The 25761-nt window shown below is 68.6% G+C and carries 25 protein-coding genes; 8 read left to right on the forward strand and 17 right to left on the reverse strand.

All coding sequences use genetic code 11. The features are described 5' to 3' along the window. Positions 1-85: 85 nt before the first annotated feature. Positions 86-601: a lipocalin-like domain-containing protein gene (locus tag ASE35_RS08220; protein ID WP_057163534.1), complete on the forward strand. Its 516-nt coding sequence runs from the start codon at positions 86-88 to the stop codon at positions 599-601. A 32-nt stretch (positions 602-633) separates the two neighbouring features. Then, positions 634-1530 (forward strand): hypothetical protein, encoded by an 897-nt coding sequence (locus ASE35_RS08225; protein ID WP_057163535.1) that lies wholly within the window; start codon positions 634-636, stop codon positions 1528-1530. Positions 1531-1565: 35 nt separating this feature from the next. Here ASE35_RS08225 and ASE35_RS08230 read toward each other — a convergent pair whose 3' ends face one another. From ASE35_RS08230 to ASE35_RS08250, 5 genes are all read right to left on the reverse strand, one after another. Then, a complete protein-coding gene (locus ASE35_RS08230) occupies positions 1566-1844 on the reverse strand; it encodes a hypothetical protein (protein ID WP_057163536.1) in 279 nt (92 codons plus the stop codon). Positions 1845-1943: 99 nt separating this feature from the next. Beyond that, the gene (locus ASE35_RS08235; protein WP_057163537.1) at positions 1944-2939 is read right to left on the reverse strand and encodes a trypsin-like serine protease; all 996 of its coding nucleotides are present in this window, start codon (positions 2937-2939) and stop codon (positions 1944-1946) included. A 745-nt stretch (positions 2940-3684) separates the two neighbouring features. Continuing rightward, complete coding sequence (locus ASE35_RS08240; protein WP_057163538.1) at positions 3685-4569, reverse strand: RNA polymerase sigma-70 factor; 885 nt, start codon at positions 4567-4569, stop codon at positions 3685-3687. A gap of 85 nt (positions 4570-4654) precedes the next feature. Then, positions 4655-5068, reverse strand: coding sequence for a cupin domain-containing protein (locus ASE35_RS08245; protein ID WP_057163539.1), 414 nt, complete (start codon positions 5066-5068; stop codon positions 4655-4657). Between the two features lie 65 nt (positions 5069-5133). Then, entirely contained in the window at positions 5134-5613 is a 480-nt protein-coding gene (locus ASE35_RS08250) for a carboxymuconolactone decarboxylase family protein (protein WP_056178064.1), read from the reverse strand. A gap of 175 nt (positions 5614-5788) precedes the next feature. Between ASE35_RS08250 and ASE35_RS08255 the strand changes: the two genes are divergently transcribed. From ASE35_RS08255 to ASE35_RS08270, 4 genes are all read left to right on the forward strand, one after another. Then, the gene (locus tag ASE35_RS08255) at positions 5789-6061 is read left to right on the forward strand and encodes a sigma factor-like helix-turn-helix DNA-binding protein (RefSeq protein WP_056178066.1); all 273 of its coding nucleotides are present in this window, start codon (positions 5789-5791) and stop codon (positions 6059-6061) included. Then, positions 6058-7104 (forward strand): LysR family transcriptional regulator, encoded by a 1047-nt coding sequence (locus ASE35_RS08260; RefSeq protein ID WP_057163541.1) that lies wholly within the window; start codon positions 6058-6060, stop codon positions 7102-7104. Before ASE35_RS08255 ends, ASE35_RS08260 begins: the two co-directional genes overlap by 4 nt. A 136-nt stretch (positions 7105-7240) precedes the next feature. Then, positions 7241-8011: an SDR family oxidoreductase gene (locus ASE35_RS08265; RefSeq protein ID WP_057163542.1), complete on the forward strand. Its 771-nt coding sequence runs from the start codon at positions 7241-7243 to the stop codon at positions 8009-8011. 119 nt (positions 8012-8130) lie between these two features. After that, positions 8131-8667, forward strand: coding sequence for an Ohr family peroxiredoxin (locus ASE35_RS08270; RefSeq protein WP_057163543.1), 537 nt, complete (start codon positions 8131-8133; stop codon positions 8665-8667). Between the two features lie 107 nt (positions 8668-8774). Here ASE35_RS08270 and ASE35_RS08275 read toward each other — a convergent pair whose 3' ends face one another. From ASE35_RS08275 to ASE35_RS08295, 5 genes are all read right to left on the reverse strand, one after another. After that, positions 8775-9428, reverse strand: a complete 654-nt coding sequence (locus ASE35_RS08275) for a hypothetical protein (RefSeq protein WP_082611184.1) — start codon at positions 9426-9428, stop codon at positions 8775-8777. A 19-nt stretch (positions 9429-9447) separates the two neighbouring features. Continuing rightward, a complete protein-coding gene (locus ASE35_RS08280) occupies positions 9448-10233 on the reverse strand; it encodes a thioredoxin family protein (RefSeq protein ID WP_057163544.1) in 786 nt (261 codons plus the stop codon). 501 nt (positions 10234-10734) lie between these two features. Further along, entirely contained in the window at positions 10735-12801 is a 2067-nt protein-coding gene (locus ASE35_RS08285) for a serine hydrolase domain-containing protein (RefSeq protein ID WP_082611185.1), read from the reverse strand. A 78-nt stretch (positions 12802-12879) separates the two neighbouring features. Next, complete coding sequence (locus tag ASE35_RS08290; RefSeq protein WP_057163546.1) at positions 12880-14250, reverse strand: M56 family metallopeptidase; 1371 nt, start codon at positions 14248-14250, stop codon at positions 12880-12882. Then, the gene (locus ASE35_RS08295; RefSeq protein WP_057160224.1) at positions 14247-14642 is read right to left on the reverse strand and encodes a BlaI/MecI/CopY family transcriptional regulator; all 396 of its coding nucleotides are present in this window, start codon (positions 14640-14642) and stop codon (positions 14247-14249) included. Before ASE35_RS08295 ends, ASE35_RS08290 begins: the two co-directional genes overlap by 4 nt. A gap of 228 nt (positions 14643-14870) precedes the next feature. Between ASE35_RS08295 and ASE35_RS08300 the strand changes: the two genes are divergently transcribed. Further along, positions 14871-17732, forward strand: a complete 2862-nt coding sequence (locus ASE35_RS08300; RefSeq protein ID WP_057163547.1) for a cytochrome c — start codon at positions 14871-14873, stop codon at positions 17730-17732. A 21-nt stretch (positions 17733-17753) separates the two neighbouring features. Here ASE35_RS08300 and ASE35_RS08305 read toward each other — a convergent pair whose 3' ends face one another. The 7 genes from ASE35_RS08305 to ASE35_RS08335 all read right to left on the reverse strand — a co-directional run bounded on the left by ASE35_RS08305 (position 17754) and on the right by ASE35_RS08335 (position 24250). Further along, a complete protein-coding gene (locus tag ASE35_RS08305) occupies positions 17754-18290 on the reverse strand; it encodes a hypothetical protein (protein ID WP_057163548.1) in 537 nt (178 codons plus the stop codon). Positions 18291-18473: 183 nt separating this feature from the next. Continuing rightward, a complete protein-coding gene (locus ASE35_RS08310; RefSeq protein ID WP_057163549.1) occupies positions 18474-19115 on the reverse strand; it encodes a DUF2894 domain-containing protein in 642 nt (213 codons plus the stop codon). Then, complete coding sequence (locus ASE35_RS08315; protein ID WP_057163550.1) at positions 19105-19767, reverse strand: OmpA family protein; 663 nt, start codon at positions 19765-19767, stop codon at positions 19105-19107. Before ASE35_RS08315 ends, ASE35_RS08310 begins: the two co-directional genes overlap by 11 nt. Then, positions 19764-21860: a DUF802 domain-containing protein gene (locus ASE35_RS08320; protein ID WP_057163551.1), complete on the reverse strand. Its 2097-nt coding sequence runs from the start codon at positions 21858-21860 to the stop codon at positions 19764-19766. The genes ASE35_RS08315 and ASE35_RS08320 overlap by 4 nt, the downstream gene beginning before the upstream one ends. Further along, complete coding sequence (locus ASE35_RS08325; RefSeq protein ID WP_056178096.1) at positions 21841-22572, reverse strand: DUF3348 domain-containing protein; 732 nt, start codon at positions 22570-22572, stop codon at positions 21841-21843. The genes ASE35_RS08320 and ASE35_RS08325 overlap by 20 nt, the downstream gene beginning before the upstream one ends. Before the next feature lie 124 nt (positions 22573-22696). Next, positions 22697-23593, reverse strand: a complete 897-nt coding sequence (locus tag ASE35_RS08330) for a LysR family transcriptional regulator (protein ID WP_056179861.1) — start codon at positions 23591-23593, stop codon at positions 22697-22699. A 57-nt stretch (positions 23594-23650) separates the two neighbouring features. Then, positions 23651-24250 (reverse strand): cysteine hydrolase, encoded by a 600-nt coding sequence (locus ASE35_RS08335; protein WP_343123521.1) that lies wholly within the window; start codon positions 24248-24250, stop codon positions 23651-23653. 401 nt (positions 24251-24651) lie between these two features. On the opposite strand from ASE35_RS08335, the gene ASE35_RS08340 reads away from it, so the two are divergent. Continuing rightward, positions 24652-25740, forward strand: a complete 1089-nt coding sequence (locus tag ASE35_RS08340) for a serine hydrolase domain-containing protein (RefSeq protein WP_057163704.1) — start codon at positions 24652-24654, stop codon at positions 25738-25740. The last annotated feature ends 21 nt before the right edge of the window (positions 25741-25761 follow it).

A 25761-nucleotide genomic window follows, 5' to 3' on the forward strand; every position in this document is an offset into this window, starting at 1 on the left:
GCCGATCCGTCGCTCACAGCGTTCCAGGAACGGGCGGCGCGACGCTGGTAGGGTGTAGGCCCCGACGCCGCCACGCGATAACCGCATGAACATCGCCCGAGCTTTCCCCGCCGCTTGCGCCGCCCTGCTGGCGCTATCGGTCAGCCTGCCTTCGCACGCGGCCGACAAGGCCGCCTCGCTGGTCGGCACCTGGCGCGTCGAGCGCATCACCGATACCGACATCAAGACCGGCAAGGTCGTCCATCCCTATGGCGAGCACCCCAAGGGCTACATCGTCTACGACCCCACCGGCCATCTGAGCGTGCAGCTCATGCGCACGCCCGCCACGCCGCCGTTCGCCTCGGGCGACGACGCCAAGGGCAGCGATGCCGAAGTGCGCGCCGCCTACGATGGCTTCGTGGCCTATTTCGGGACCTATGAAGTGGACGCCAAGCGGGGCATCGTCGTGCATCGGGTGGAAGGCAGCCTGATGCCCAGCTATACCGGCACCGATCAGCCGCGGCCGTTCCGGGTCGAGGGGGATGTGCTGACGATCGAAGGAGATAGCGAGGGCGTGCACTTCCTGCGTCGGCTGAGGCGCGTGCCTCAGTCGGCCCGATAAACTCGCTACGATCGATCCGGCGGGGAGCGAAAGTGCAGCAGGAAAAGGGATTCTCCAAGTACTTCGATTTCGTATCGAATTTCGTCCATCTCGAGATCAACCTGCGTTCGGAAAGCGAATGCGGCCAGTACCATGAAAGATGGATGCGGGTTTACGGCGCCGCCATGGCCACCTGGACCGATTACGACACCGTCATCTGGTGCGTTCGGGTCAGGCAATCGTTGAAGCTGTGCTTCAGCGCCACCTACTTCGCCTTGGTCGCCAATCAAACCCGCGAGCAGGGCTCGCTGGCGGCCAGCTACTACATGGCCTACTACGCCTCCATGCATGCCATGTGGGCGGTCATGTACCTGCATCCCCACGAGTCGGTCGATAAGATCACCGATATCACCCACTCGAAGATGGCTAACGCCTTCTATGCGGGTTACTCGCAGGGAAATACGCCGATCATCCGATTGAACTCGAAAGAGCTGGTGGAGGATCTTCGCTTCCTACGCGAGTACTACTCGTATCGGATGCCCTTGAACCCGCCGTTCGGCAAGGAGGAGGCGATCTCGAAGGCCCACGTTTCCCTTGGCGGTTTCGTCAAGCAATGCATTCAGCTGGCGAATCTTCATTCGCACCTGCTCTGCAAGGCCGCCAGGAAGGCTGGCGTATCGAGCGCGGTCGTTCCTGCCGACAGATGGCAGGACTTTAAGGACGATTTCTTTCGGATCAACGGCAAGGAGCATCGCTCGCGCGGTCTGCGCCTGCTGGATCCGGCCGATAGGTATGCGCAGGCGGAGCTGTTGAACACGGGGGGCGATCTGCTGCCTATTTGCCTCCACTACGACCACATGTTCGACGAGTACATGACCTACGTCCGGGAGGATGCGTCTGAGGGCCTTTTAAGGGAAGTCAGGTCGCTGGTGTATCGCGCGCTGTTCTAGCGCCAGCGTTCGGTCCGGCTTATGACCCGGTCCGGCTAACGCAATTCGCCGGTTCGAGGCATCCGCTGGAGTTCTTCGATCACCTTCCTGGGCGCGCGCAGGCGGATCTGCACCGGGAAGGATTCCTGGACGACGACGTCTTTCACCACGCCGCTCTTCTCCAGCTCCATCACCCGCGCCAATACGGGGTCCGGGGATTGGGCGCTGCCGACGATCAGCGCGCTCTCGTACGGTTCCTGATCGGTAGCCGCTTGCTTGTCGCCAGGGTTGCAGCTGGCCGACAACATCAACGCCAGGATGAATGCGATTCTCATGCTTGCCGCCTTGCGTGTTGGACTTGCGGGCTGGAACGTGGCACGCCGTACCGCGGCGCGCCACGTAGCTGTTGCGGTACTTCGATAGCCGTCGCCGGGTCAGGGATAGGTGGCAATCCAGTTCTGCAGCTGGTTGTAGACGGTGCTGGTCAACCGCGTTCCGCAGTTCTGCGTGGACGAGCCCGTGGTGTGGATGCCGCGCACGTTGACGCCGCCGTCGCTGGCGATGCCGCTGCCGCTGTTACCGCCGAAGGTGTCGATGGTGTAGCACAACCGGTAGGAACCGCTGGTCGAGACCGTGCCGGAGTGCGTCCACATCGTGCCCAGGGGTTTGTCGCCCGGATAGCCGCTGATGGTGTGGGTGCCGCCCGAGTACACGCCCCAGCCGGAGTTGCCGCCGTGCGGGGCCGAGCTGAGCACGATCAGCGCGTAGTCGTAGTTGCTGTCGGCGCTGTTGTGCCAGGCCGTCGTGGTGACGGCGCGGGCCCAGCTGGTCGTGCCCCAGGGCTGGTAGCTGCCGTTCTGGGCGGTGGTGAAATTCAGGTCGGAGTACCAGGTGCCGGCGCCGTTGGACACGCAATGCCCGGCGGTGAGCACGTGCTTCGGCGTGATCAGGGTGCCGGTGCAGCCGATCGCGATGCGGCCGATATGCCAGTACGGCGAGGCGACCGTATTGGTCACTTGCACGCGGTTGTCCGGGCCGATCACGACGGTGGGCCCGACCATGTTGCTGCCGAAGCGCAGCGGCAGCTTGGGCGGGGTGTTCATGCTGGTGGAGGTGCGGCCGATCATTTCCAGGTCGCTGATGGCCTGCTCGAAGATCGCGACATCTTCCGGATCCATGCGCGATTCGTACTGGTCGCCATTGCGGGTGACCATGATGGTGCTCAGACCGGCCGCCTTCTGGCCGGGCGTCTGCTGGCGGGCGTCGGTGACGATGCCCATTTCCGGCAACGCGCGCGTCACCAGATTGCCGCCATGGATGAACCGGGCTTTTTCGTTCAACTTCCGGAATGAAGGCTCCTTGGCTTGCGCCGTCTCCATCGCCGGGACCGAAATCAACAGCACCAAACTCAGCGCGACTAGCGTTTTCATAACAAGCTCCGTTTGTGGTGGGGTAGTCCTTTAACGGGTGGTCGAGCAAGCGCGTCCTGCACCCTCGACCTGAGCGATTCGAGCGCAAGCCCGGACCGGCTCCGACGGAACGGACGCGGGGCTGTCCGTTTCGCCTATGCGGCCGTCCATGGCCGCGCGGACAGCGCATCTGGCGACGCGCCGCCGATACCGGTGTCTGAAGCCGCATGCGGACGGGCACCCGCGCTCGCTCGCTGCGTGCCGAACGTCGCGGCTGCGGTCGTCGCTGCGGGGCGTCGAGCGTGATCGGTTCGATCAGGCGCGCGCGGCCAGGGCGCGCCTGGGAGGCGGCCTGAGCTCGTAGACGACAAGACCCCGCGTGAAACGGGCGGCCGCGAAGACTATCGGGCCTGCGCCTGCGTTGATGCGCATAGCGACCTCCATGTCCGGACGGCTGATCGCTACTGCATCAACCGCGCGTGCGTGGTGAGAAAGTCCATTTCTTGCGCGACTTAATTACGCTCTAAAGAATGTGTCCGTCGTGATGCGACTCACAAATGCTCAAACATGAGCGGAGTCGATCACCCGGCATCGCGTAGATCGCGTCTGAGGCGCATCGGCGTGTTTACCGCAAGCAACGTTTTTAACTTCTTTGAAAGTTCAGCGTCACGATTCCGTACTGCGCCCGTCGGCGAGCGCGGATTTTTGCGGAGTCCAGCTTGCGGCGTCCCCAGTGTGCGAAGGCGCGACTGGTGCCGCGTCGCGATCAATGTATGGGCGTGCTCGCCGCCGCGATCCGCCGCAACTTCTCGGGATTGCGCTGCACATAGACCCGCAGGATCCGTTCGCCGTCGGTGTCGTAGGACTGCGCGGACTCCAGTTGGTCGCCGAAGTAGCGCAGCACGCCCATGCGGCCGTTGATGGTCGCCAGCTGCAGGCGCAGTTCGTGTTTGCGACGCAGGGTGCAGGCGAACAGCAGCTGGGCGATGCGGTCGCCGCCGATCATGGGCTTGGGCAGGGCGGTGACGATGCCGCCGCCGTCGCCGACCAGGACCGCGGACTCGGCCATCAAGTCCTTCATGGCGCGGAAGTCGGCGTTGGTCCAGGCCTCGGTGAAGCGGCGCATCAGCCGGCGGTGGGCTTCTGCGGACACCACGTAGCGCGGGCGTTCCTCGCGCAGCTGGCTCTTGGCGCGGTGCACGATCTGGCGGCAGGCGGCTTCGCTCTTGTCCAGGGTGCTGGCGATGTCGGTGTAGTCGGCGTCGAAGACCTCGCGCAACAGAAACGCGGCGCGGGCTTCGGGGGCGAGGCGTTCGAGCACGGTCAGGAAGGCGATGGACAAGTCGCTTGAAGCTTCCTGCAGCTCCTCGGGCGTGGCCGGGCTTTCGGTGAGGATGGGCTCGGGCAGCCAGATGCCGACGTAGTGCTCGCGCCGGCTTTGCACGCGGCGCAGGCGGTCGATGGAGCGGCGGGTGGTGGCGATCACCAGCCAGGCCTCGGGATCGGCGACCTGCTCGGAGGCGGCTTCGTTCCAGCTCAGCCAGACGTCCTGGACCACGTCCTCGGCCTCGGCCAGGGAGCCGAGCATGCGGTAGGCCACGCCTAGCAGGCGGGGCTGGAGCTGGGTAAAGGTGTGAGTCGCGCCTTCCATAAAACCAAGGTCGCACGAGGAAGCCCGATTGTGACGGATGAAACGTCGGGCCGGCGTGGAGCCGGCCCGACGCTTCGTCGCCGGCTCAGGGCGACAGGATCAATGCGGGCTTGTCGATGTCCTTGAGCAGCACCACGACGAACTTGGCCGGCTTGTCGCGGCTGGCGTTGCGGCCGACGGTGTGCAGGTCGCCGGGGCCTTCGTAGAAGCTCTGCCCAGGCGTCAGCGTGACCTCCTTGCCGCCGGCCACGCCCATCACGATCGAGCCTTCGAGCACATAGACGAAGGCGTGCGCGTCGTGGCGGTGGACCGGGTCGGCGCCGCCGGGCGGGTACTCGACGGTGAGCATCAGCGCTTCTTTGCCCGGGTAATCGGGCAGGGCCTGGGTCATGACTGGCGCGACCGTGGGATGCGGGGCGTCGCTGCCGGTCTGGCCATGCGCCGCGCCCGCGCCCGTCCACAGCAGGGCGAGCAGACTCAGGGAAAGGGGAATGCGCATGCGGGGGACTCCTGTGTGACCGCCGCGGGGCGGTGTGGGATGGGCCGGGCGCGTGGCGCCCGCTTTCAGGACAGTTGCGCCTTGTCCAGGCCGAAGGCTTGGTCGGCGCTGCCGGGCACGGTGCGGAAGCCGACGTTGACGCGGTTCCAGGCATTGATCGCCATGACGTCGAAGCTCAGGTCGGAGATCTCTTTCTCGGACAACTGCGTGCGCACGCGATCGTAGACCTCATCCGGCACGCCCAGCGGGGACAACTGGGTGAGCGCCTCGGTCCAGGCCAGCGCCGCACGTTCGCGCGGGACGAACAGCTGCGATTCGCGCCACGACGCGATGTGGTGCAGACGCAGCGGGCGCTCGCCGTGGATGGTGGCTTCCTTGATGTGCATGTCGAGGCAGAAGGCGCAGCCGTTCAGCTGCGATGCGCGGATGTTGACCAGGTCGCGGATCGACTGCTCGATCGACGACTTGTGGGTGAGCAGGCTGAATTCGACGAGCTTCTTGAACAGCTCGGGCGACTGCTGCTGGTAATCGACGCGTTGGCTCATGGCGAAAGCTCCAGTGGGTGAGGGGCGCCGGCAGGCGCGGGCCCGACCGGTTGGCGGCCAATCTAGGCAGGACCGGACCGCGCCGGTAGGTCGCCGCGCGGACGCGCGGTGTTGAGCGCGGCGCACCAATGCGAAGGCGCTGTAACAAAACGGCCCGCGGCTGCGTCCTTGTCGTATGAGCCACCCCCAGGACGATCTCGAAGCGCCAGCGACAGCCTCGAATGTGGACCGCGTCTGGTCCGAATTCAGAGCAGCGTTGAATCTGTTGGCGCCGGAGGTGCGGGCCGCGTTCCTGCTGCATGAGGTGTTCGAGGCCGGCTACGACGACATCGCCCGGCTGATCGGCCAGCCGGCGCAGGTCTGCCGCAGCCATGTGGAGTACGCGCGAGCGCATGCGCGCACCCGCATGCCACCGTTGAGTCCGAAAGCGAAGGTCACGTCGCGATGAGCGCCACCCTGCCAGACACCCACGAACGCCAGGTCCGGTTGGAATCCAGCTTCTCCGCCAGCTATGCCGGCGTGATGGCCTTCATCGCGGTGGCCACCGAGGGCAGCTTCGCGCGCGCGGCCGACCGCCTGGGCGTGGGCCGTTCGGCGGTGAGCCGCAGCGTGCAGAAGCTGGAAGGCCAGTTGGGCGCGCGCTTGTTCTCGCGCACCACCCGGTCCACCTCACTGACCAGCGAGGGCGAGCTGTTTTTCGAGAACTGCCGCCCCGGCGTGGAGCGCATCGAGCAAGCGCTGGAGGACATGCGCGATCTGCGCGAAGGCCCGCCGCGCGGACAGCTGCGGATCGCGGCGACGCACGGTTTCGGGCGCAAGGTGCTGGCGCCGCTGATGCGCGAGTTCCGCCTGCGCTACCCGGGCATCGCCATCGAGCTGATCCTGGACGAACGCGAGGCCGATCTGGCCACGGACCGCGTCGATGTGGCCTTCCGCGACGGCCGCCTGGACGACAGCCAGGTGATCGCCAAGCAGTTGGTGCCCATGCAGATGTTCGTCTGCGCCTCGCCGGAGTACGCGCGTCGCCACGGTCTGCCCACGTCCGTCGCCGATCTGGACGCGCATGCCTGCATCAATCGCCGCTTGCCAAACGGACGTCTGCGCAGTTGGGACTTCAAGCTTGAAGGCCGCGCTCACAGCCTGCTGCCGACCAGCGATCTGGTGTTCAACGACGACGATCTGATCCTGCAGGCGGTGCTGGACGGGCAGGGCTTGGCGCAGATGCCGGGCTTCCAGGTCTGCGATGCCCTGCGCCAGGGCGCGCTGCGGTTCGCACTGAATCAGTACGCGCCCGACGATCGCGGGCATTACCTGTGCTACCTGAGCCGGCGCCAGCTGCCCAAGCGCATCCGCGCCTTCATCGACTTCGTCACCGGCCAGGTGCGCGCGCTGAATCTGGATTGCGTCGAGCACTTGAGCCGTCTGCCGGCGCAGCCGGCGGCGCGTGCGGAGGCGATGTGGGCGCGCGCGGTCGAGGACGAAGCCGCCTGATTGGTGCGCGCCGGGAAACACCATGCAGCCGGTTGCGTGGCTACTGCGGGCCGCGCGCGGCGCCTAGCATCGTTGCGCAGTCGCCGGTGACGCCTACGGACACCGGCTCCCCCGTCAGGACCTCAAGAGGTGGAACATGAAATTCGTCGTCATCGGTGGCACCGGACTGATCGGCAGCAAGGTGGTCTCGCGCCTGCGCGAGCAGGGCCATGAGGCGGTCGCGGCGGCGCCGTCGACCGGCGTCAACATCCTGACCGGCGAGGGCCTGGACACCGCGATGGCGGGCGCCGATGCGGTGGTGGACTTGGCCAATTCGCCCTCGTTCGAGGATGCCGCGGTCATGGACTTCTTCCAGACCGCAGGCCGCAATGTACTGGCGGCCGAAGCGCGCGCGGGTGTGGGCCATCATCTGGCCTTGTCGGTGGTGGGTACCGAAAAGCTGTCCGCCAGCGGCTACTTCCGCGCCAAGAGCGCGCAGGAGGAATTGATCCGCGCGTCCGGCCTGCCTTACACCATCGTCCACTCCACCCAGTTCTTCGAGTTCCTGCCCGGCATCATCCAGTCCGGCAGCGAGGGCGGCACCGTGCGCCTGCCGACGGCGCTGATCCAGCCGATCGCGTCGGAAGACGTGGCCGCGGCGGTCGCGCGGCTGGCCTTGCAGGCGCCGGCCAACGGCATCGTCGAGATCGCCGGCCCGGTGCGCGAGCCTTTGTCCGATCTGGCGCAGCGTTTCATGAACATCGTCCAGGACCCGCGCGAGGTGGTCGGCGACGCGCATGCGCGCTACTTCGGCGCCGAATTGCAGAACGACACCCTGGTGCCTGCCGGGCCGGCCTGGCAGGGCGCGCTGAACTTCGAGCATTGGCTGGAACAGTCCGAGTACGCGCGCTACGTCCCGCGCGCCTGAGCGCGCAAGCGCAGCCCGCGCATCCATCGGCCATCGCAACCCGCGTGCGCGCGACGCGTCGCGCGCACGCCCCGCGGCTGCAAGGTATCGGTCGAACCCGACACGGACACCCGTCGCGCATGAGCCCTTTGCAGCCGCCCTCGCCGAGCTTGCTGGACAAGTACCACGGCGACGAAACCCTGGCGCTGTACACCGGACGCGTGCGCGTGACCGGCGGCGAGGCCGCGCACGGGCGCGCGTCCGGCGTGGTGCGCTCGGACGACGGCGCACTCGATGCGCATCTGCGCCTGCCGGTCGAACTGGGCGGGCCCGGCGGCGGCAGCAATCCCGAACAGCTGCTGGCGGCGGGCTATGCGGCCTGCTTCCACGGCGCGCTCCTGCTGCTGGCCACTCGCGCGGGCGTGGCGGTGAGGGACGTGGCCGTGGAGGCGGCGGTGACCTTCGCGCGCGACCCCATGGATGGCCTGTTCCTGCTGTCGGCCGACATCCGCGTGAGCCTGCCCGGCGTGGAGCGCGCGCTGGCCGCCGAACTGGTGCGCAACACCGAGCGCGTCTGCCCCTACGCCAAGATGTTGCGCCATGGCATCGATCACGTGGTGGTGTTGGCCAGCGAGCCCGAAATGTCGTCGTCCGCCGGTCGCGCGGACCCTGCTTGAGCGACGCGCGTTCGTTATCGCGGCCGGGGCAGCCGTCCGCGTCGACGCGTGATCCACAGGTGCTGCACGCGCTTCACGCCTGATCGGAGCCGGCGTCGGCGCCTGCGCTAACGCAGCACCATCAACAGCGTGCCTGCGGCCGCCAGTGTGGCGATCCAGAGCGGGCGCCGCGCGCTCGCACTCAGCAGGGTCGGGAACCTGGCGGCTCCGCGGCAAACGCCGACGGCGATGGTGCCGGTGGTGATCAGCATGGCGGTCATGTGCAGCGCGACCGCGGCCAGAGCCAGGGTCAGCGAACCGGTGGCCGTGATTTCGCGCGCGGGCGTGTCCGACATGCACAGCGGCACCAGCGCCGGAACCAGCATCAGTCCGGCGCCGTGCGCCGTGGCCATCAGGCAGGACCACAGCGCCATGCCGGCGTGACCGGCATGCGCATGGATGCGGACAGCGGTGCCGCCGCGCCGCTCTTCGCGCGGCACGGCGCGATGCAGCCAGTGGTAGCACGCCAGGGCGACGAGCAGGGCGCCCGCGAATGCCTGCACCCGGCCACGGTCGACCAGCACGCCTTGCGCGACCGCGAGCACCACGATCGCCACCGAGGCGGCGTGTCCGATCGCGATGGGCAGCAGGGCAAGGCGTGCCCGGGCGCTGTCGCGCGAGCCCAGGCCCGAGGCGGCGGCGAACATCCAGCCGCTGGTCGGACTCAGCCCGTGCAGCGCGCCCAGTCCGGCGACCGCCAGCCATGGCCATAAGCCGCTCACGATGCGCGCCTGCGACCGGTCAGGATTGAGACGCGCAACACGCGGCCGCCGTCGGCGCCTTTGCTGGCGCCTCGGATGCGTAGCGATCGTGATGGCGTACCCAGGCCATCGGATAGTCCAGGCCGTCTTCGTCGCGCCCCTTGGGTGTCAGGTCCAGCAGGGCGTAGGTGTGCATCATCGCTTCCACGCCGCGGCCGTAGCGCGAGTAGGTATGGAACACCTGGCCCGCATCGTCGCGATAGAACACGCTGATGCCGGGCGCTTCCTCGTGCGGGAAGCGCTGAATCGTGTAGTTGTAGTCGGCGTTGCCGTCGGCGACTTCGTCCGCGCTGAAATTGACGCCGAAGTCGCGATTGAAGTCGGTTCCGTACGAGGACACCCAATTGAACCGCCAGCCCATGCGTTCGCGAAAGCGCTGGATATCCGGCAGCGGCGCACGCGATACGACCAGCAACGTCACGTCGCGCTGGGCGAGGTGGAGGTTGGCGCCGTCGTTGTGGTCGGCCATGTAGGAGCAGCTCTTGCAGCCTTGCTCCCAGCCCCGCGCGAACATGAAGTGCTGCACCAGCAACTGACGGCGGCCCTCGAACAGATCGGCGAGGCGGCGCGGGCCGTCGGGGGTGTCGAACCGGTAGTCCTTGTCGACGCGCAGCCACGGCAGCGCACGGCGTTCGCGCGCGATCCGGTCCTGCAGGCGGGTGAGTTCCTTCTCCTGCGCCAGCAACGCCTTGCGTGCGGCCAGCCAGGATTCCTTGGACACGACGGGATGATCGGCGAGGTGGGTTTCGGCAAGTGCGGCGTTCATGCGGTGCTCCTGGACCCGGGGGGCGGTGGTGGTGAGCGGGCACGGAATCGGCGGCGTGCGGGCAAGGCGCGCCCGTCTCCGATCCGTTGGCCGGAGGAAGGCGGAGCGCTTGCGGGCGCGGCGCGGACCCGACGCTCGGGCGGTCCGCGGGGCGGGGTTTCGGCGACGTCCGCCGATGCTCGGTCGGCCGTGCTGCCGGTGCGGCGCCTGATCCCGATGTCCGATGGCGCCAACGGTGGCGCCGTGGGAGCAATGTACCCAGCGATCGGCGCGGCGGGGAGTAACAGGATTGTCGCGAATGCGGCGGGCGGAACGGCCTGGTTGCTGTGCGGTCCGCTGCCGCGAGGAGAGGCCGATCCGGCAACGGTGCGGAGAGATCGCGATCGGCCCGGCCCACGCTGGGCGAGGTCGACGTGCCGGCGCCGGCCGAGCCCCGCGGCGAGGTCGCGGTGCGATGGCCGCTTGAGCGCAGTTTGCGGTGCTCCGCCGGCGAGCGCTCGCCTAGGGCGAACGCTCGGGCCGGTCGTTTCCGGTGGTGGCGTCGGGCGGGGCGGCGAGCGACAAGGGGCGATCGCCCTCCAGGAAGGTGTAGGTCCTTTGCTCGTCGTCCAGCACCAGGGCGCGCGCACCGTCGCGCTGCGTCGCGGTGAACCGGAATCCGGCGACGCTGGGCGAGATCGATTCGATCACGGTGTCCGCGTCGTCCTGCGTCATTAGCACCTCGGTGCGCCAGCCGCCGAAATCGAACCAGGTCTTGGCGCCTTCGGTGACGATGCGGATCGAGCCCAGCGTGGGGTGGGAGTACACCGGCGCCAGTCGCTGCAGGGTCTCGGCGTCCAGCGGCGCGAGCTGGGCGCGATGCGCCTCGCGCTCGCGTTTCAGGCGGGCGGGCAGTGCGTCCAAGGTCGCGGCGGCGCCACGGTCCACGTCGAACAGCAGCTCCAGAAAGCGATCGGCGAAGAATCCACGCAGCTGCGCGCCAGCATCGGCGTTCATCAGTAGCACGTAGCCGGCGTCGATCTCAGGCAGCCAGAAGATCTCGGCCTGGTAGCCGGCCATGCTGCCGCCGTGGGTCACTTGCAGGATGCCGGCGCGGCGATCGGTTTTCAGGCCCATGCCGTACCACTGGTCCACACCGCCGCGCGCGACCTGAGGCTTCAGACGTTCATGCAGCGCTTGTTCGCCGATGTAACGGCCGCCTTGCGGCAGTCGCCCGGAGGCCAGTTCCATGCGCAGGTATCGGTTGAGGTCGTCGATGTTGCTCCAGGCGCCGCCGTCGGGCCGCATCGGGATCGACATCCGGTTGTAGCCCATCGCGGCCACGGCGAGGTCGCCGTCGATGGTGAGGCCGTGCGGCGAGGCGAAGTTGCCGCGTTGCGCGAGCTCGAAATCGAAGGTCGTCGAGCGCATGCCCAGCGGGTCGAACACCAACTCCTGCATGCTGCGGTCGTAGGCCTCGCCCAAGGGCAGCTCGGGGTGCGCGACGTGGGCGCCGAGGTAGCCGGCCGCGACGGCCATCAGATTGGAATACTGGTACAGCTCGCCGATTTCGGCCGTGGGCCGGATGCGCGCCAACAGGCCCAATACGTCTTGCGGCTTCAACTCGTCGCCGGACAGCGCCCATTCCATGTCTTGCGCGGGTATGCCGGTGCAGGCGCACAGCAGGTTGCGCACGCGGATTCGTTTCGTCAGTGCCGGGTCGCCGACCTGGAACGAAGGCAGCAGGCGCGCGGCGGGTGCGTTCCAATCCAGTTCGCCCCTGTCGACGAGTTTGGCCAGCATCAGCGAGGTCATGGGCTTGGTGACCGAGGCGGTCAGGAAGCGCGTGGAGGCGTCGACCTTTTCGTCGCTGCCGAGCTTGCGGATGCCGAGGCCGCCGGCGTACTTCACCTCGCCGTTTTGGACGACGCCCAAGGCGACGCCCGGGATCCCGAGGCGGGTGCGCGCGTCCTCCAGGAAGCGCAGCAGGGCCGCGATCCGGTCCGCGTCCAGCGCGTGCGCTGGCTTGCCCGCCAGGGTATCGGGCACGTAGTTCCTGGCGCGCAGGCTGGAAAGCACGCGCGTGACTTGGGCTTCGCGTCGGCTCATGGCCTCGGACGGCAGGTCCAGGATCACGACGATCCAGGTATCGCCCTCGTGCAGGAGTTGGGCGCGCAGCACGCGATTCGGTTGTGCTGCGTTTGCGTAGTCGTAACTGCGCACGGACGACCAGCCATTGCGCGGCGGACGGTCGCGCGCGTCAGGCAGGCTAGGCGCGGCGGTGGGCCGATAGTGCTTCCATGCCGATGCGATGGCTTCGTCCGCGGACTGGGCGGCGACGTCCACGATCGCGATTCTGGCGTCCTCCGCCGGCGTGCGCATCACGGTCAAGGCGCCATGCGTTTGCCCGGTCCAGCCGGCGGGCGTGATATAGCGCACGCCCGATACGGTTCGGTTCCAAGCGTCTTCGCTCAACACTTCGGTCGGCACCGGACGGGCGGTGTCGATGCCCGCGAACGCGCCAACGCAGCTGGCTTGAAGCAATAGACATCCCAGGGCGGCCCAGGGCCACCAATGGCGTCGTTTCATGTTGGAACCCCTAGTCGTTCTGTGCGCGGGACGTACGGCGGCTGCGGGAAGCGGCGATTGGGCCGCGGGGTCAAGGTGTCAGGGATAGCCCAGCGAATGCTGTCCGGCCAGGAATTTGGCTTCGGCCTGCGCGGTCGCGATGCGGTAGCGCGACTCGGCGGCCGCATGCAGGCGGCTGTAGTCCCGATTCAAGCGGTCGAGGCGCGCATCGCGGTCTGCTTGCGGCGCCGTACGCTCCAGCGCAGCAAGCTCCTGGCCGTAAGCGTCCATGAGCTTAGTCAGGGTCTGGGTATAGTCGTCGTGGCTGGCGTAAAGGAACTGAGAGTATTCGTCGTGCAGGGCGATGACGGCATCGGGATCCGTCGCTGTCGTCGGCGTGGCGGTGCGATGGCGCGAGGGCGCTTGCGCCGACGTTCGGACCGATTCGGTGCTGCCGGCCACGGGATGCTTCAAGGCGATGCGCGGTGCCGCGATGTCGGCCGCGACCCACAGGACGATCAGTGCAACGCTCACGGACAACAGGGTAGCCGTGGCGGCCCACGTCGGCGTCTTCGGCGCCTCGATGATCGCATCGATACGCTCATCCAGTGTTGCCAGGGACGCGGCGGCGCACAGCACCCGCGCATCGCGTCGCGGTTGCGCCGGAGCGAGGTGCTCGATCGACAGCAGCAGGGCTTCGGCATAGTCGACGGACGCGCCGTAGGCCCGCGACGCGCGCAGATCGCAGGCGATCTCGCGCGCGGAGTCGATGGCCGCGCTCATCAGTCGCAGAATCGGGTTCCACCAGAACAGCGCTAGCGCCAGACGCTGCATCAGCAGTATCGGCAGGTCCTTGCGCCGGATGTGCGAGGCCTCGTGCAGCAGCACCGCGCGCAGTGCGTCGTCCGGCAACGAGGTGGCCAGTTCGCGAGGCAGGACGATCTTCGCTGCCGCGATGCCTAGCGCCGCCGGCCCGAACGAGGGCGAGACATGGATCTGCGTGCCTGCGGGGATCGCATGTCGGTACCTCTGTTCGAGTTCGTGCGAGCGCTGCGATGCGGCCAGGACGCGCCGCGCGCCGGCCTGCGCCGACAACAGGCGCGCCAGGCCCCAGGCGGCGCCTGCCAGCCACAGCGAGATCAGCAGCGCGGCCAGCTCCGGAGCGATCGTCATGGCGTCGCGCTGCCGGGCAGTCATGAGTGCCGCGCCAGGATCGGCCGCGGCGGGTTCGGCTGCGCGCGGTTGGCTCGAAGACGAAGCCGGAACGATCGAGTGGCCCAGCTGTGTCGTCGGCAAGGGAATCGCGGGGCCTATCACGGTCAAGGCGAAGGCCAACAGCAATAGCGCGGCGCGTTTGCCGGGGGCGACCGCGCCGGTCCGGATCGCGAGATACAGCAGCGGCGCGACGATCAGGCAGAGCAGCAGGTGCTCGACCGCGTAGTTCAGCAACCAGAACAGCAGCTGGGTCATCGCGCCTTCTCCTGCTTCCGCGCCGCACGAACCTTGTCGCGCAGCGCCGCGATCTTGCCGGGGTCGACGTCGTGATTCTCGATCAGGTGCAGGGCCAGCGCTTCCGGCGAGCCGTCGAACAGCTGCGTCATCAGATGGCTGAGCGCGCGTTCGCGTACGTCGGCCTTGGTCAGGGCGGGGCGGTAGATGAAGGCGCGTCCTTCCTGCCGGAACGTCACCAGCTCCTTCTTATGCAGGATGCCGAGCATGGTCAGCACGGTGGTGTAGGCGACGGGCTTTTGCCGGGCCAGGGCATTGGCGACTTCGCGCACCGAGGCTTCGCCGAGTTCCCACAGCACCTCCAGGATCGCTTGCTCTGCTTCGGTCACCGATTGCGCCGTGGGTCGGGCCATGGGTATCGCCACTAATTCCTTAGTTGTTGCCAGCCTAGGTCGCCCTGAATGGCTTGTCAACTATGTAATTAGTCGTGGTGCCGGCTGCGCGATCGATCGCGGCATCGTCGCGCCGCATCGCAAACAAAAACTGTCGATTGAACATAGATCGGCCCGCCGCTTGCCGCAGAGCGACGGGACTAGGATGCGCTCAGGCCCGAGTGCGGCCGGTCCTTGGGAGAGGCGTCGATGAGCGTGCGCAAGGCCCGCCCCGCCGCGCGTTGGCGCGGTTGGAGGCACGCAGCGGCGCTGTCGGTCTGCGTCCTGCTGTCGGCCTGCGCCGAGCCGCCGCGCACGGTGGTCATCATCGGCGGGGCGGCCAGCGAAGGGCCGGGCAAGCACGATTATCCGCAAGGCGTACGCAAGCTGCAGGCGCTGATCGAGGCCTCGCCGGACGCGCGCGCCGCGCTGCGCGTGGTCGCCTATCCGGACGGTTGGCCGCAGGACCCGCATGCGCTGGACGGCGCCGACACCGTGGTCTGGTACTTCGACGGTTTGGATCGTCATCCGTTGCGCCATCCGCAACGGCGCCGCCGCTTCCAGGCGCTGATGCAACGCGGCGTCGGCCTGGTCGCCTTGCACCAGTCCTCGACGGTGCCGGTGGGCGAGGACCTGGGCCTGGCGCGTTGGTTGGGCGGAGCCCGCGAGGGCATGTTCGACCGCAGCACCGAGTGGGCGCAGTTGCTGCCGGCCGATGCAGGCGCGTCGCTGAGCCGCGGCGTGGCCGCGTTCGCTTATCGCGACGAGTTCTATCCCACGTTCCGGTTCGCGGCGGCCGGCGGCAAGCGCCTGCCGGTGCTCAAGACCACGCTGCATCCGCAGTTTCGTGCGGGGCGCCCTGTGATCGCCGATCGCGCCGAGGACGTGACCGTGGCCTGGGCGTTCGAGCGCGACGGCGGCGGTCGCGGTTTCGTCTACAGCGGCGCGCATTACCTCAGCGCACTGGATCGGCCGCAGCTGGCGACGCTGTTGCTCAATGCGATCGCGTGGTCGGCCGGCGCGCAGATCCCGCGCGATGGGCTGCGGGCGGCCGGCTTGCCGGCCGACGATAAGCCGCCCGAGGCGGTCGCCGCCGCGAGTCCGCAGCGTGCGACGTTCCATGTCGACGCGGCGCGCTCCGGCTGGCGCAGCGACGAAGCCGTGCTGACGCCTCAGAACGTCGACGAAACGCGATTCGGCGAAGTCTGGCAATCGCTGCCGCTGGACGGCGTGGACGGCCAGCCCGCGCGCCTGTACGCCTCGCCGTTGTATCTGGACCGCCTCATCCTGACCCAGGGGCCGCTGCGCGGAGAGGTCTTCCCGGTGGTGATCGCGGCCAGCAATAGCGGTTACGTCTACGCCATCGCCGCGGCCCAACGCGGCGATATCGCCGCCGGCCGGATTCTGTGGCGCACGCGTCTGGGCGCGCCCTGCCATCTGCAGCCGGCGCCGCTGGACGGCGTCGCCACCGGCATCCTGAGCACGCCGGTGATCGACGCAAAGCGCGGGCGCTTGTACGTAACCCATTGCGATCCCGCCGCGCGCTGGCAGGCGTATGCGCTGGATATCGGCAGCGGCGCGGTGCAACCCGGCTGGCCGGTGCGACTGGACGAAGAACGCTTCAACGCCGTGAACGCGAATGCCGGTCCGCGGCGCCTGCCGCCGAGGCGTCGCCACGATTTCCGCGTGCAGCGCGGCGCCTTGAACCTGTCGCCCGATGGCGGGCAGCTGTACGTGGCGTTCGGCGAGAGCGAGACCGGTTGGCTGGTGGCGGTGGATACGCGACGCGCCGAAGTCAGCAGCGCGTTCGCGGCGGTGGCGATGCCGCACCGCGGCAGCGGCGGCATCTGGGGCGCGGGCGGGCCCGCGGTGGATCTCGAAGGTCGGGTGTACGTGGTCACCGGCAGCGGCTTCGAGGGCTATCAGGACAGTGCCCACGACTGGACCCAGTCGGTGCTGCAGCTGACGCCGCCGGGAGAGAAGCACGGGTTCGCGCTCAGCGGTACGTATACGCCGTTCAATTACTGCCAAAGCGCGAAGATGGATATCGACCTAGGCTCCGGCGGCGCCATCCTGCTGCCGGAAGCGAGCTCCGGCGATCGACGGCGCCTGCTCGCGGTGGGCGGCAAGCAGGGCAATGTCTATCTGCTCGATCGCGATCGCATGCCGGGTCGCCTGGACCGGCGCCCGCCTTGTTCGGACGATGCCTCCAGCGACGCGTCCCTGTTGCCGCCGCAGCGCCAACCGCAGTTCGGCGCGCGCGGGCCCTTGAACGTGTTCGGTCCCTATTCGGAACGCGACGCCGCCCTGGACCTGGCGCGTTCGCGTTCGCTGCCGGCGAGCTTCCGCGATCCGCACGGCACGGACTATCTGTTCGTCACCGGCAACAGCAAGCGCGCGCCGGGTTCGGCCGACAGTGTGCCGCCTTCGCTGGTGCGTCTGCGGGTGGTGCGTCGCAAGGGCCTGGCCCCGTTCCTGGAAGTAGACCGACGCCAGACCTCGCTGGTGCTGGGCAACCCGGGCTCGCCCGTGGTCACCAGCCGGGGGCCGCAGCACGCGATCGTCTGGGTGCTGGACGAGAATGCGCCGCGCTCGGCCTTGCTGAGCGGCGCCGACGCGCCGCGCCCGGTGCTGTATGCCTTGGAGGCCGATAGCCTGCGCCTGCTATGGCGCAGCGCGCCGGGCGAGCTGTACACCAGCGGCAAATACAACGAGCCGGCGTTCGGCGGCGGCCAGGTGTTCGTCGGCACCGACCGCATCCAGGCCTTCGGTTTGGGTGGGCGCCGCATAAGTCGGCCGCCACCCGTGCCGCCCACGGTCGCGACCGTGGTGCCGCCCGCGCCCTCGAACGCGTTGGCGGGTGCGGCCGTCGACGAAATCTACCGCCAACGCTGCGCGGCCTGTCACGACCACGCCGTGGGCAACATCCCGCCGCGCGATGTAATCGCCCGTCATCCGCGCGAGCGCATCGTCCATGCCCTGAGCGAAGGCGCGATGCGCCCGCAAGCGGCGGGCCTCAGCGCGGAACAGATCGCACAGCTGGCGGACTACCTGCGGCGCGGCCGCAGGTAGGCGCCCTGCGCCGCGCACGCTTCAGCCGGCGCCGGTGGCGAGATAGTGCGCGACCACGCGCTGGAACCGGTCGTGGTCCATCTGCAGGCTGTTGGTGTACACGACCACCGGGGTGGACACCGTGGAGTGCGTGGACAGCATGCGCTGGTAGAGCCGGTGATCGCGGTGCGCGGCCAGGAAACGATCCGCATCCTTCAGCAGCACCTTGTAGCCGTTCAAGGACGGCGTGGTGAAGTCGGTATAGCGCTCGATACCGGCGATGTCGTTCCAGCGGATCTTGATATCGCCGCTCAGGTCCAGCCCTTCCGGACCGGCCCTCAAAGGGCTGCCGCCGCGCAGCTTCGCCATGCCGAGCAAGCCCAGGCCCAGGAACAGCAGGGCGCCCAGCACCGTCATGGGATAGAAGATGGCGGGATTTCGCAGCATCGCCTTCAGGCTGTTCGGGTCGGGTCCGCGGTAGGCCATGTAGGCAGCCGCCAGGCCCAGCGCGAACAGGAACAGCGAGGAGATCAGGACCTTGCCTTTGTGGATGTCGGCCGAAAACGTAGGGGTATTCACGTGTCGCCTCGAAGTCTGTTTCGTGGCCCGGCGCGATCGCGCACAGGGGTCCTTGCAACGCAGGCGTCGCAGTCGCGCCGGCGGCTCCCGGCGCGATGCAGCGACGGGTTGCGGTCGATCTTCGCGCAGGTGCGCTTGCGTCGGCAACAGGCACGATGCTGTCCGCCGCCGTGCGCTCTGATGCTACTCGCGGCGCTTGCGCGGTTTGCTGCGCGTGCGCGGCTTGCCGCTTTCGCGCGGCGGCGGATCCTGCGCTGCCAGCACGCCGCTGCCGTTCATCTGCTCCAGCCACGACAAGGCGTCGGCGTAGGCCAGGAACTGCTGCAGGTAGCCGGGCGAGAGTTCGCGCATCAGGCTGAGCGAGCGATGCACCAGGCGGCTGGAGTTGAGCGGGCCGGCATGGCTGGAGGATTGTTCCAGCGAGCGCCGCACCTGGCTGTCGGTGCGCACATTCGCCCACAGCGTGCGGAAGTCGCCGAGCAGGGCGAGTTCCGGCAGCGGGGTGCCCTGGGCCGCGCGTTCTTCCGCCGCGCCGCCATTGCGGGAGTCGCCGCGACGGGCGAGTTCGTCGGCCAAGGCGCCTAGCGGCCCGCGCTCGCGCTCCAGGTCGGCGCTGGCGGATTCGCTGCGCGCGAGCCGGCGTGCGTAGGCGTCGATCAGGTCGGCGAGTTTGCTATCCAGCACGCGTCGCGCCTCGCCGTCGTAGTCGGACGCGCGCCGGCGCAGCGCGGTCATGTAGTGGAAGGCGAGGGGATCGACGCGATCGGCGCCCCGCTCGCGCCAGGCGTCGAGGATGGCGGGGTAGGGCGAGGGTTTACTTCGCATCGGAGGACGCGCGCGTGCGCTGCAGACGCGGCACCGGCGCCATTTCCACGCGCCGGTTGTTGGCGCGGCCGGCCGCGCTGGTGTTGGCGCTGACCGGCTGCTCGGCGCCGAAGGCGGCAGCGAAGACCGCGGACGAGGGCACGCCTTCGGCGATCAGGGCGCGGGTCACGGTAAGCGCGCGCTGCGCCGACAGTTCCCAATTGTCGGCGAACTCGGGATTGGCGTCGCTGACCTGGCGGTCGTCGGTGTAGCCGCTCACCATCAGGGCTTCGTCGCGCTCGCGCAGGTAGGCGGCGAGCGGGCGCGCGATGCTCTTGAGCAGCTCGCGTCCCTCGGGCTGCAACTGGTCCGAGTTCAGGGCGAACAGCACGCTGCCGCGGATGCCGATGCGCCCGTCGGCCAGGGTGATCCGGCCCGCCGCCAGGGGCACGGCCAAGGCGCGCTCCAGGGTCTGGCGGCGCTGGGTTTCCAGCTTGCGTTGCGCGATTTCCTGGTTGAGCTTGACCTCCAGCTGCAGCTGCACGGCGATCACGCCGACCAGGATCAGCACGAAGGCGCCGAGCAGGATCGACATCAGGTCGCCGAACGCGGCCCACACCGGCACCGAGGCGTCGGCGTCGCCATCGACCTCGCTGCTGAAATCCGCGCTCATGCCGCCGCGGCGCCGTTGGCCGCGCGTCGGTCGGACAGCTGCTGCATGTCCTCGACGATCTGCTTCTGTGCCAGCAGGCTCAGGTCGACGACTTCGCGCGCCTGGGCGACGTAGTAGGCCAGCTGTTCGTCGCTGCGCGCGAGCGAGCGCTGCAGCGCGTCTTCGATGCCTTGCAGGCGCTCGCTGAGCTGGCCGTTGGCCTCGCCGAAGACGCGCGCGGCGGCGCCGAAGGCTTCGCCCAGGCTGGCCACTTCGACTGCGCCTACGCTGACCTGGTCGGCGACCGCGCCGAGCTTGCCGGTCTCGGATTCGATATGGCCCATGAAGCGCGTGCCGACCCGGTCCAACAGGTCCGCCGAGGTCGAGACCAGCGCGTCGATGGCGGCGCGCTGTTCGGTGGACGCGTGGTTCACGGCCGCCAGCAGGGTGTCCAGCGTCGCCATCAGCTGGGTGCGTTCTTCCAGCACCGCGGTATCGCGGGCCATGCTCTCGGACAGGTTCTGGCGCAGTTCGCCGATCACTTCGGCGGCGGCCTTGGGCGCTTCCGAGGCGGTATCCACCAGTCGCGAAATCTCGGCGATGGTCTGGCTGGCGTGCGCCTGGCCGCGTGTGCCGATCTCGTCGGCGGTGCGGGCCAGGGTGTCGCAGATCTCGCGCTGGCGTTGCGCGGTGTCGGCGCTGGCCTGTGCCCAATCCTCGCGCAAGGCGGCGCTCATCGACGCCAGCGATTCGGTCCAGGCGCTCAGGCGTTGCTGGTCCTGCGCCGCCAGCGCGGTCTTCAGCTCGCCGTGCGATGCATCCACCGCGCGCAGCAGCGCGGCCGAGTGCTGTTCGAAGGTGGCGGCCGCCGCGCTCAGCGCGTCCTGGTTCTGCGTCGCCAGGCCGGCGTTGAGGTCCTGTTGCTGCGACAGCGCCTGGGTCCAGGCCTGTGCGACCTGATCGGCGGTCGCGTCCAAACGCGTGGACACGCCGTCCACCAACGCGAGCGAGCGCTGCTCGAAGCCGGCGCCGAATTGATCCAGCGCGCCGCGCAGATCGCCGGTGAGGGCTTCGTGGGTCTGCTGCTGCTGAGCCAGCGATCGGTTCCAGATCTCGGCGATGTTGCCGGTGGTGGTTTCCAGGCCGCTGGACCAACCCTGCAGCTGCCGCTCCACGGCGAGGCCGACGCTGTCGCGCAGCGCGGCGGTCTCGCGCGCCATCGCCGCCATCGTGGTCTGCATCACCGGCTGCAAGGCCTCGCTGGCCACGCGCACGCTGTCGGAGACGCTGTGCTGCAGGGACTGCTCGACCGAGGCCGCCAGTTGCGTGAACACCGCCTGGGTCTGGGCGTGGAAGGCTTGCTGTTGGGCGAGCTGGCGTTCGTTCGCGCTCAGGCTGTGCTGCTCGATGGTCGCCATCATGGTCTGCAGGCGATCGATCAGGGTCGGCATCAGATCGGTCTGACGCTGCAGCAGACGCAGGCTCTCCTCGCGCCGATGCGCCTGCGAGTACGCATGCAGGTCGGTGGCGATCTTCGCGTCCAGCGTTTGCACCGCGCGCAGGCGTTCGCGCCGGCGCAGCGCCGACAGCAGACCCAGCATCGCCGAGGTCGCCACGCCCGCGATCGAGGTGCCGAAGGCGAAGCCCAGCCCCTGCACGGGCGCGGCCAGCGAGTCGCGGATCGCCTGCAGGTCGGTCGCGGTTTCCAGCGCCATGCCGGTGCCGCGCAGCATCGCCATCATGCCCAGCAAGGTACCCAGCATGCCCAGCAGCACCAGCAAGCCGACCAGATAAGGCGTGAGCGCCGGGCCCGGCAGCGGCAGGCGCTGGCCTTCGACGCGCTGACGCACCGCATTGCGCAGCGATGGATCCAACTGGCCGAGCCAGCTGTCCAGGCTGGAAGGTGGCGTGGACAGCTCGCCCAGGCTGCGTTCCAGCGTGGCCGTGGCCTGCCGGTAGCGCAGCAGTTCCAGCGCGCCGGCGAGGTAGCCGGCGGCGATCAACGCGGTGACCGCCAGCCCCAGCGGGTTCGAACCCAGATAACCGGCGCCGATCCAGCACACCGCCACCAGGCCGAGCGAGAACACAACGAAATCAAGCGAATGTCTGTACATGACGTCCCTGGGGGTGGGGGCGAAGCGCTGCAAGCAGGCCTTCCAGCGGGAGAAAACGGACATCCAGTTCGGCCAGCAGCACGCCCTGCATGTCCCTGCGAAAACCATCCAGCCAAGCATCGGACGCCGCCATCGGCGCCTCGATCCGGGCCTGTTGCGCGGCCAGGCGCGAACGCTCGAAGTGCTCGCCGAGCAGGCCGGGCACCGCGGCCAGCAAGGCCTGTTCGCGCGGGCTCAGCACCGCTTCCATCAGCGCGTCCAGGTCGGCGAGCCGGCTCAGTTGCGCCGAGCGCGCGCCGAGCAGGTCGCGCAGGCGCCCGCGCCAACGCCCGGTCGCGGTCAGCATCGCCCGCTGCGTGGACAGGTAGTGCTGGCGGAACACCGCGTAGTCGGGCTCGGCCTCGGGCGTGTCCGCGGCCTGCGGTCCGGTTGCGCACAGCTGCAGGCAGCCGGCGATCGCGCTGGTCAGCGAGGCGCGCGTGGCGGCGTAGGCGGCCTCTTCGACCGCGTCGAACGCGGGCCCGCCCGTGCCCGCCATTGGTGTGGCGGCATCCAGCACCCGCGACAACGCGACCGCGCGGGTCCAGTCGATCCAGTCGCTCAATCGGTCCGACAGCGATGCGGGAGGAGGGGGTACGTCGACGTCCGTGAGGCGAGCGAGCAGGCGAATGAACGTCGGGCCACGGACCAGTGTCCGTTGTAGAGCTTCCAAAGATCGATTGGCCAAAAAACGACCAGTTTACAGGGTGCGGGGGGATGCCGGGCGCCGACGCTGGGCCGCGCCCGGGCCGGCCCGGGCATGCGGGCGGGGCCTGCCTGCCGGTCTAAACGGCCGTTCAGCTGGCCTGGGCGGCGGCGTAATGGGCGCGCATGAACTCGGTGTAGGCCCGCACCTTCGGCGCCAGCTGCCTGGCATGTGGATAGATTGCGTAGTAATGGCGCTGGCCGGCATGCAGCTGCGGCAGGATCCGCAGCAGGCGGCCGGCCGCCAGGTCCTCGCGTACGGTCAGGCGGGTGAACGCGGCGATGCCCAGTCCGGCGATCGCGGCCGCATGCAGGGCCAGGATCGAGTCCAGGCGCAGGCGCTCGCCGCATTCGACCGTGGTTTCGGCGCCGCCAGGCGAAGTCAGCCGCAGGCTAGGGCCATCGCCGGCATAGGCCATCAGCGCGTGCCCCGACAGATCGTCGACGCCGCGCGGCAGGCCGCGCTGGGCGACGTAGCGCGGGGCGGCCACCAGCACGCGCTCGGACACCGCCAGCTCGCGCGCGACCAGGGCGCTGTCCCGCAGCGGGCCGGCGATGCGAATGGCCAGATCGAAACCGCCCTTGACCAGATCGACGATGCGGTCGTCGCAGGACAGGTCCAGGTCGATGCGCGGATGGCGCTGCATGAATGCCGGCAGCCATTGCGCGAGTTCCAGCGCGCCCACCGCGTGCGGCAGGCTCAGCCGCAACAGGCCGGAGGGTTGCTCGGGGTCCGCGCTCAGGCGCTGCTGCGCGGCGTCCATCCGGTCGAGGATATCGACGCAGTCGCGGTAGTACCGCGCGCCGGCCTCGGTGGTGGTGAAGTTGCGGCTGTTGCGATTGAGCAGACGCACGCCCAGGTGGGTTTCCAATTGCCGCAGCAGGCGCGACACCGAGGTATGGCTGGTGCCCAGGCGCTCGGCGGCCTGGGTGAAGCTACCCGACTCGATGATGCTGCGGTAGGCGCGCATGGCGGACAGCTGATCCATCATCCCACTCCGGCGGACGGCACCCGCGACGTACGGATGCCGCGTGCGCGCAGGGTATCAGCGCACCGGAAGCGCGAGTATCCGCTCGCTGCTCATCACATCGCCGAAGGTATCCTCGATTTCGGCCAGGGCCGAGGCGTGCAACTGCTGGTGGCCGATGCGGCCGCCATCGCGCAGATCGAGGTCGCGCGTGGCGGTCGCGTCGGAGGACACCACGACCCGGTAGCCCTTGGCGGCCGCGTCGCGCGCGGCGCCGGCGACGCAGGCATGGGTCTGCAGGCCGGCGATGATCAAGGTGTCGGCGCCGGCTTCCTTCAGAACCTGCTCGATCTCGCCCGCGGAGCGGCCCGCGAACACGCTCACCGCGTCCTTGCGCACCACGCGCTCGCCCTTGCGCGGTTGCATGTCCGCATGAAAGCCGACGGTGTCGCCGCCCTCGGCGAACAAGGGCGCGCCCGCCGGCAGCACATGCTGGACATGGATCACGCGGATGCGGCGACGGTCGGCGTAGTCGATCAGGCGGCGGGTCTGGCGCAAGGCGGCCTCGCCGTCGGGAATCGGCATGCGGCCGCCGCGGAAGTATTCGTTCTGGAAATCGATCACCAGCAACACGGTCTTGTCGGCTTGCAGTTCGGCGATCGGCGCGGCGCCGGCCATGCTGCGGATGGTGGGATGGGACGCGCGGGTGGCGGCTTGCGCATCGACGCCGCCGAGTCCGGCGATTCCGAGCGTGGCGATTCCGAGCAGAGCGGCGATATGCATGCGAGCAGGCCTTGAGTGGGGAGGGCGCCATGATGCGAGCCCGCGCGCGCCGGTGTTAGAGGCCTGGGCGAACACCAACTGTGCGGTTTTCGCACAGATGCGCGGGGGCGACGCCGCCCCGACCCGCGGCTGGCCTGGCGGCGGCCTGCGCGGGAGCGCTTAAACCCGCAAGGCTATGCGCGCATCCCTGTGCTGGGTGTCGGGTGCGTGCGATGCGCGCCGCGGCCATCGACCATCGCATCATGGGCGGATCCGCCCGAGGGAGTTTCATGCTGTTCGGAAAGCCGCGTTTCATGATGGCGGTCGTCGCCATTGCCTTGTTGTGGCCCGGCTTCGGTGCAGGTGCGAGCGCCTTGGGCGACGCCAACGAGCGAGCCAGGCGCTATGTGCTGCAGACGATGCGGGAGCAACGCATCCCCGGCCTGCAGGTCGCGGTTATCCGCGACAACCAACTCGTACTGTCGGAAAGCTATGGTCTGGCCAATGTCGAGAACCAGGTGGCGGTCACCGACACGACGCGGTTCCCGATCAATTCGGCGACGAAATCCTTCACCGGCGTGGCCATGATGCAGCTGGCCGAAGCCGGGCAAGTGGACCTGGATGCGCCCGTCTCGCGCTACCTGGACGATTTGCCCGAAGCCTGGCGCCCGATTCGTGTGCGGCAACTGCTCGCGCATACCTCCGGTCTGCCGGATGTCGTCGGCCCCGACGGGATGATCGACGGCCTGCCCGAGGCCGAGGCCTGGAAGGCGGTGAAGCTGCGGCCCATGCAGGCGCCGATCGGCGCGCGCTACCGCTACAACCAGACCAACTACGGCCTGCTCGCAAGGATCATCGCGAAGCAGAGCCAGCGGCCCTACGAACGCTATATGGCCGAACGCCAGTTCGCGGTGGTGGGCATGCCTCGGACCACGTTCGGCGGCAGCTACGACCTGATCGCCAATGCCGCGACCATGTACAGCTATTCCCCGCGCGGCACGATGGCCGCGGACGATGGCGATCGCTTGTCGCACTGGTACTACGAGATGCCGCCCAGCCTGTGGTCGGGCGGCGGCATCCAGACCACGGCCAGCGAGTTGGCGCAGTGGCTGATCGCGTTGTCGGACGGGAAGCTGATCGGTGCCGACGCGGTGCGGCGCATGTGGATTCCGGAAAAGCTCAACGACGGCGCCGACGGCGCCTGGGCGGCCGGTTGGCCGGTGCTGGCATCGTCTCCGCATCGGCAGTTGGCCGGCATCGGCGGCGCCCGCGCTGCGTTCGTGGTCTATCCCGACGATGGCTTGGCGGTGGTCGTGTTGACCAACCTGGTCGGCGCGAATCCGGAGCGCTTCATTCCCGAGATCGCCGAAATCTATGAGCCCGCGCTACGCACCCGCGCACGCTGAGCCGATCGGGCATCAGCGGCG

Source organism: Lysobacter sp. Root916 (assembly GCF_001429785.1).
Classification (GTDB): Bacteria; Pseudomonadota; Gammaproteobacteria; order Xanthomonadales; family Xanthomonadaceae; genus Lysobacter.

Coding starts and splice junctions, on each gene's coding strand:
- ASE35_RS08220 (WP_057163534.1), top strand. CDS start 86: ATGAACATCGCCCGAGCTTTCCCCGCCGCTTGCGCCGCCCTGCTGGCG.
- ASE35_RS08230 (WP_057163536.1), bottom strand. CDS start 1,844: ATGAGAATCGCATTCATCCTGGCGTTGATGTTGTCGGCCAGCTGCAAC.
- ASE35_RS08235 (WP_057163537.1), bottom strand. CDS start 2,939: ATGAAAACGCTAGTCGCGCTGAGTTTGGTGCTGTTGATTTCGGTCCCG.
- ASE35_RS08240 (WP_057163538.1), bottom strand. CDS start 4,569: ATGGAAGGCGCGACTCACACCTTTACCCAGCTCCAGCCCCGCCTGCTA.
- ASE35_RS08245 (WP_057163539.1), bottom strand. CDS start 5,068: ATGCGCATTCCCCTTTCCCTGAGTCTGCTCGCCCTGCTGTGGACGGGC.
- ASE35_RS08250 (WP_056178064.1), bottom strand. CDS start 5,613: ATGAGCCAACGCGTCGATTACCAGCAGCAGTCGCCCGAGCTGTTCAAG.
- ASE35_RS08255 (WP_056178066.1), top strand. CDS start 5,789: ATGAGCCACCCCCAGGACGATCTCGAAGCGCCAGCGACAGCCTCGAAT.
- ASE35_RS08260 (WP_057163541.1), top strand. CDS start 6,058: ATGAGCGCCACCCTGCCAGACACCCACGAACGCCAGGTCCGGTTGGAA.
- ASE35_RS08265 (WP_057163542.1), top strand. CDS start 7,241: ATGAAATTCGTCGTCATCGGTGGCACCGGACTGATCGGCAGCAAGGTG.
- ASE35_RS08270 (WP_057163543.1), top strand. CDS start 8,131: ATGAGCCCTTTGCAGCCGCCCTCGCCGAGCTTGCTGGACAAGTACCAC.
- ASE35_RS08280 (WP_057163544.1), bottom strand. CDS start 10,233: ATGAACGCCGCACTTGCCGAAACCCACCTCGCCGATCATCCCGTCGTG.
- ASE35_RS08285 (WP_082611185.1), bottom strand. CDS start 12,801: ATGAAACGACGCCATTGGTGGCCCTGGGCCGCCCTGGGATGTCTATTG.
- ASE35_RS08290 (WP_057163546.1), bottom strand. CDS start 14,250: ATGACCCAGCTGCTGTTCTGGTTGCTGAACTACGCGGTCGAGCACCTG.
- ASE35_RS08295 (WP_057160224.1), bottom strand. CDS start 14,642: ATGGCCCGACCCACGGCGCAATCGGTGACCGAAGCAGAGCAAGCGATC.
- ASE35_RS08300 (WP_057163547.1), top strand. CDS start 14,871: ATGAGCGTGCGCAAGGCCCGCCCCGCCGCGCGTTGGCGCGGTTGGAGG.
- ASE35_RS08310 (WP_057163549.1), bottom strand. CDS start 19,115: ATGCGAAGTAAACCCTCGCCCTACCCCGCCATCCTCGACGCCTGGCGC.
- ASE35_RS08315 (WP_057163550.1), bottom strand. CDS start 19,767: ATGAGCGCGGATTTCAGCAGCGAGGTCGATGGCGACGCCGACGCCTCG.
- ASE35_RS08320 (WP_057163551.1), bottom strand. CDS start 21,860: ATGTACAGACATTCGCTTGATTTCGTTGTGTTCTCGCTCGGCCTGGTG.
- ASE35_RS08330 (WP_056179861.1), bottom strand. CDS start 23,593: ATGGATCAGCTGTCCGCCATGCGCGCCTACCGCAGCATCATCGAGTCG.
- ASE35_RS08335 (WP_343123521.1), bottom strand. CDS start 24,250: ATGGCCGGCGCCGCGCCGATCGCCGAACTGCAAGCCGACAAGACCGTG.
- ASE35_RS08340 (WP_057163704.1), top strand. CDS start 24,652: ATGGCGGTCGTCGCCATTGCCTTGTTGTGGCCCGGCTTCGGTGCAGGT.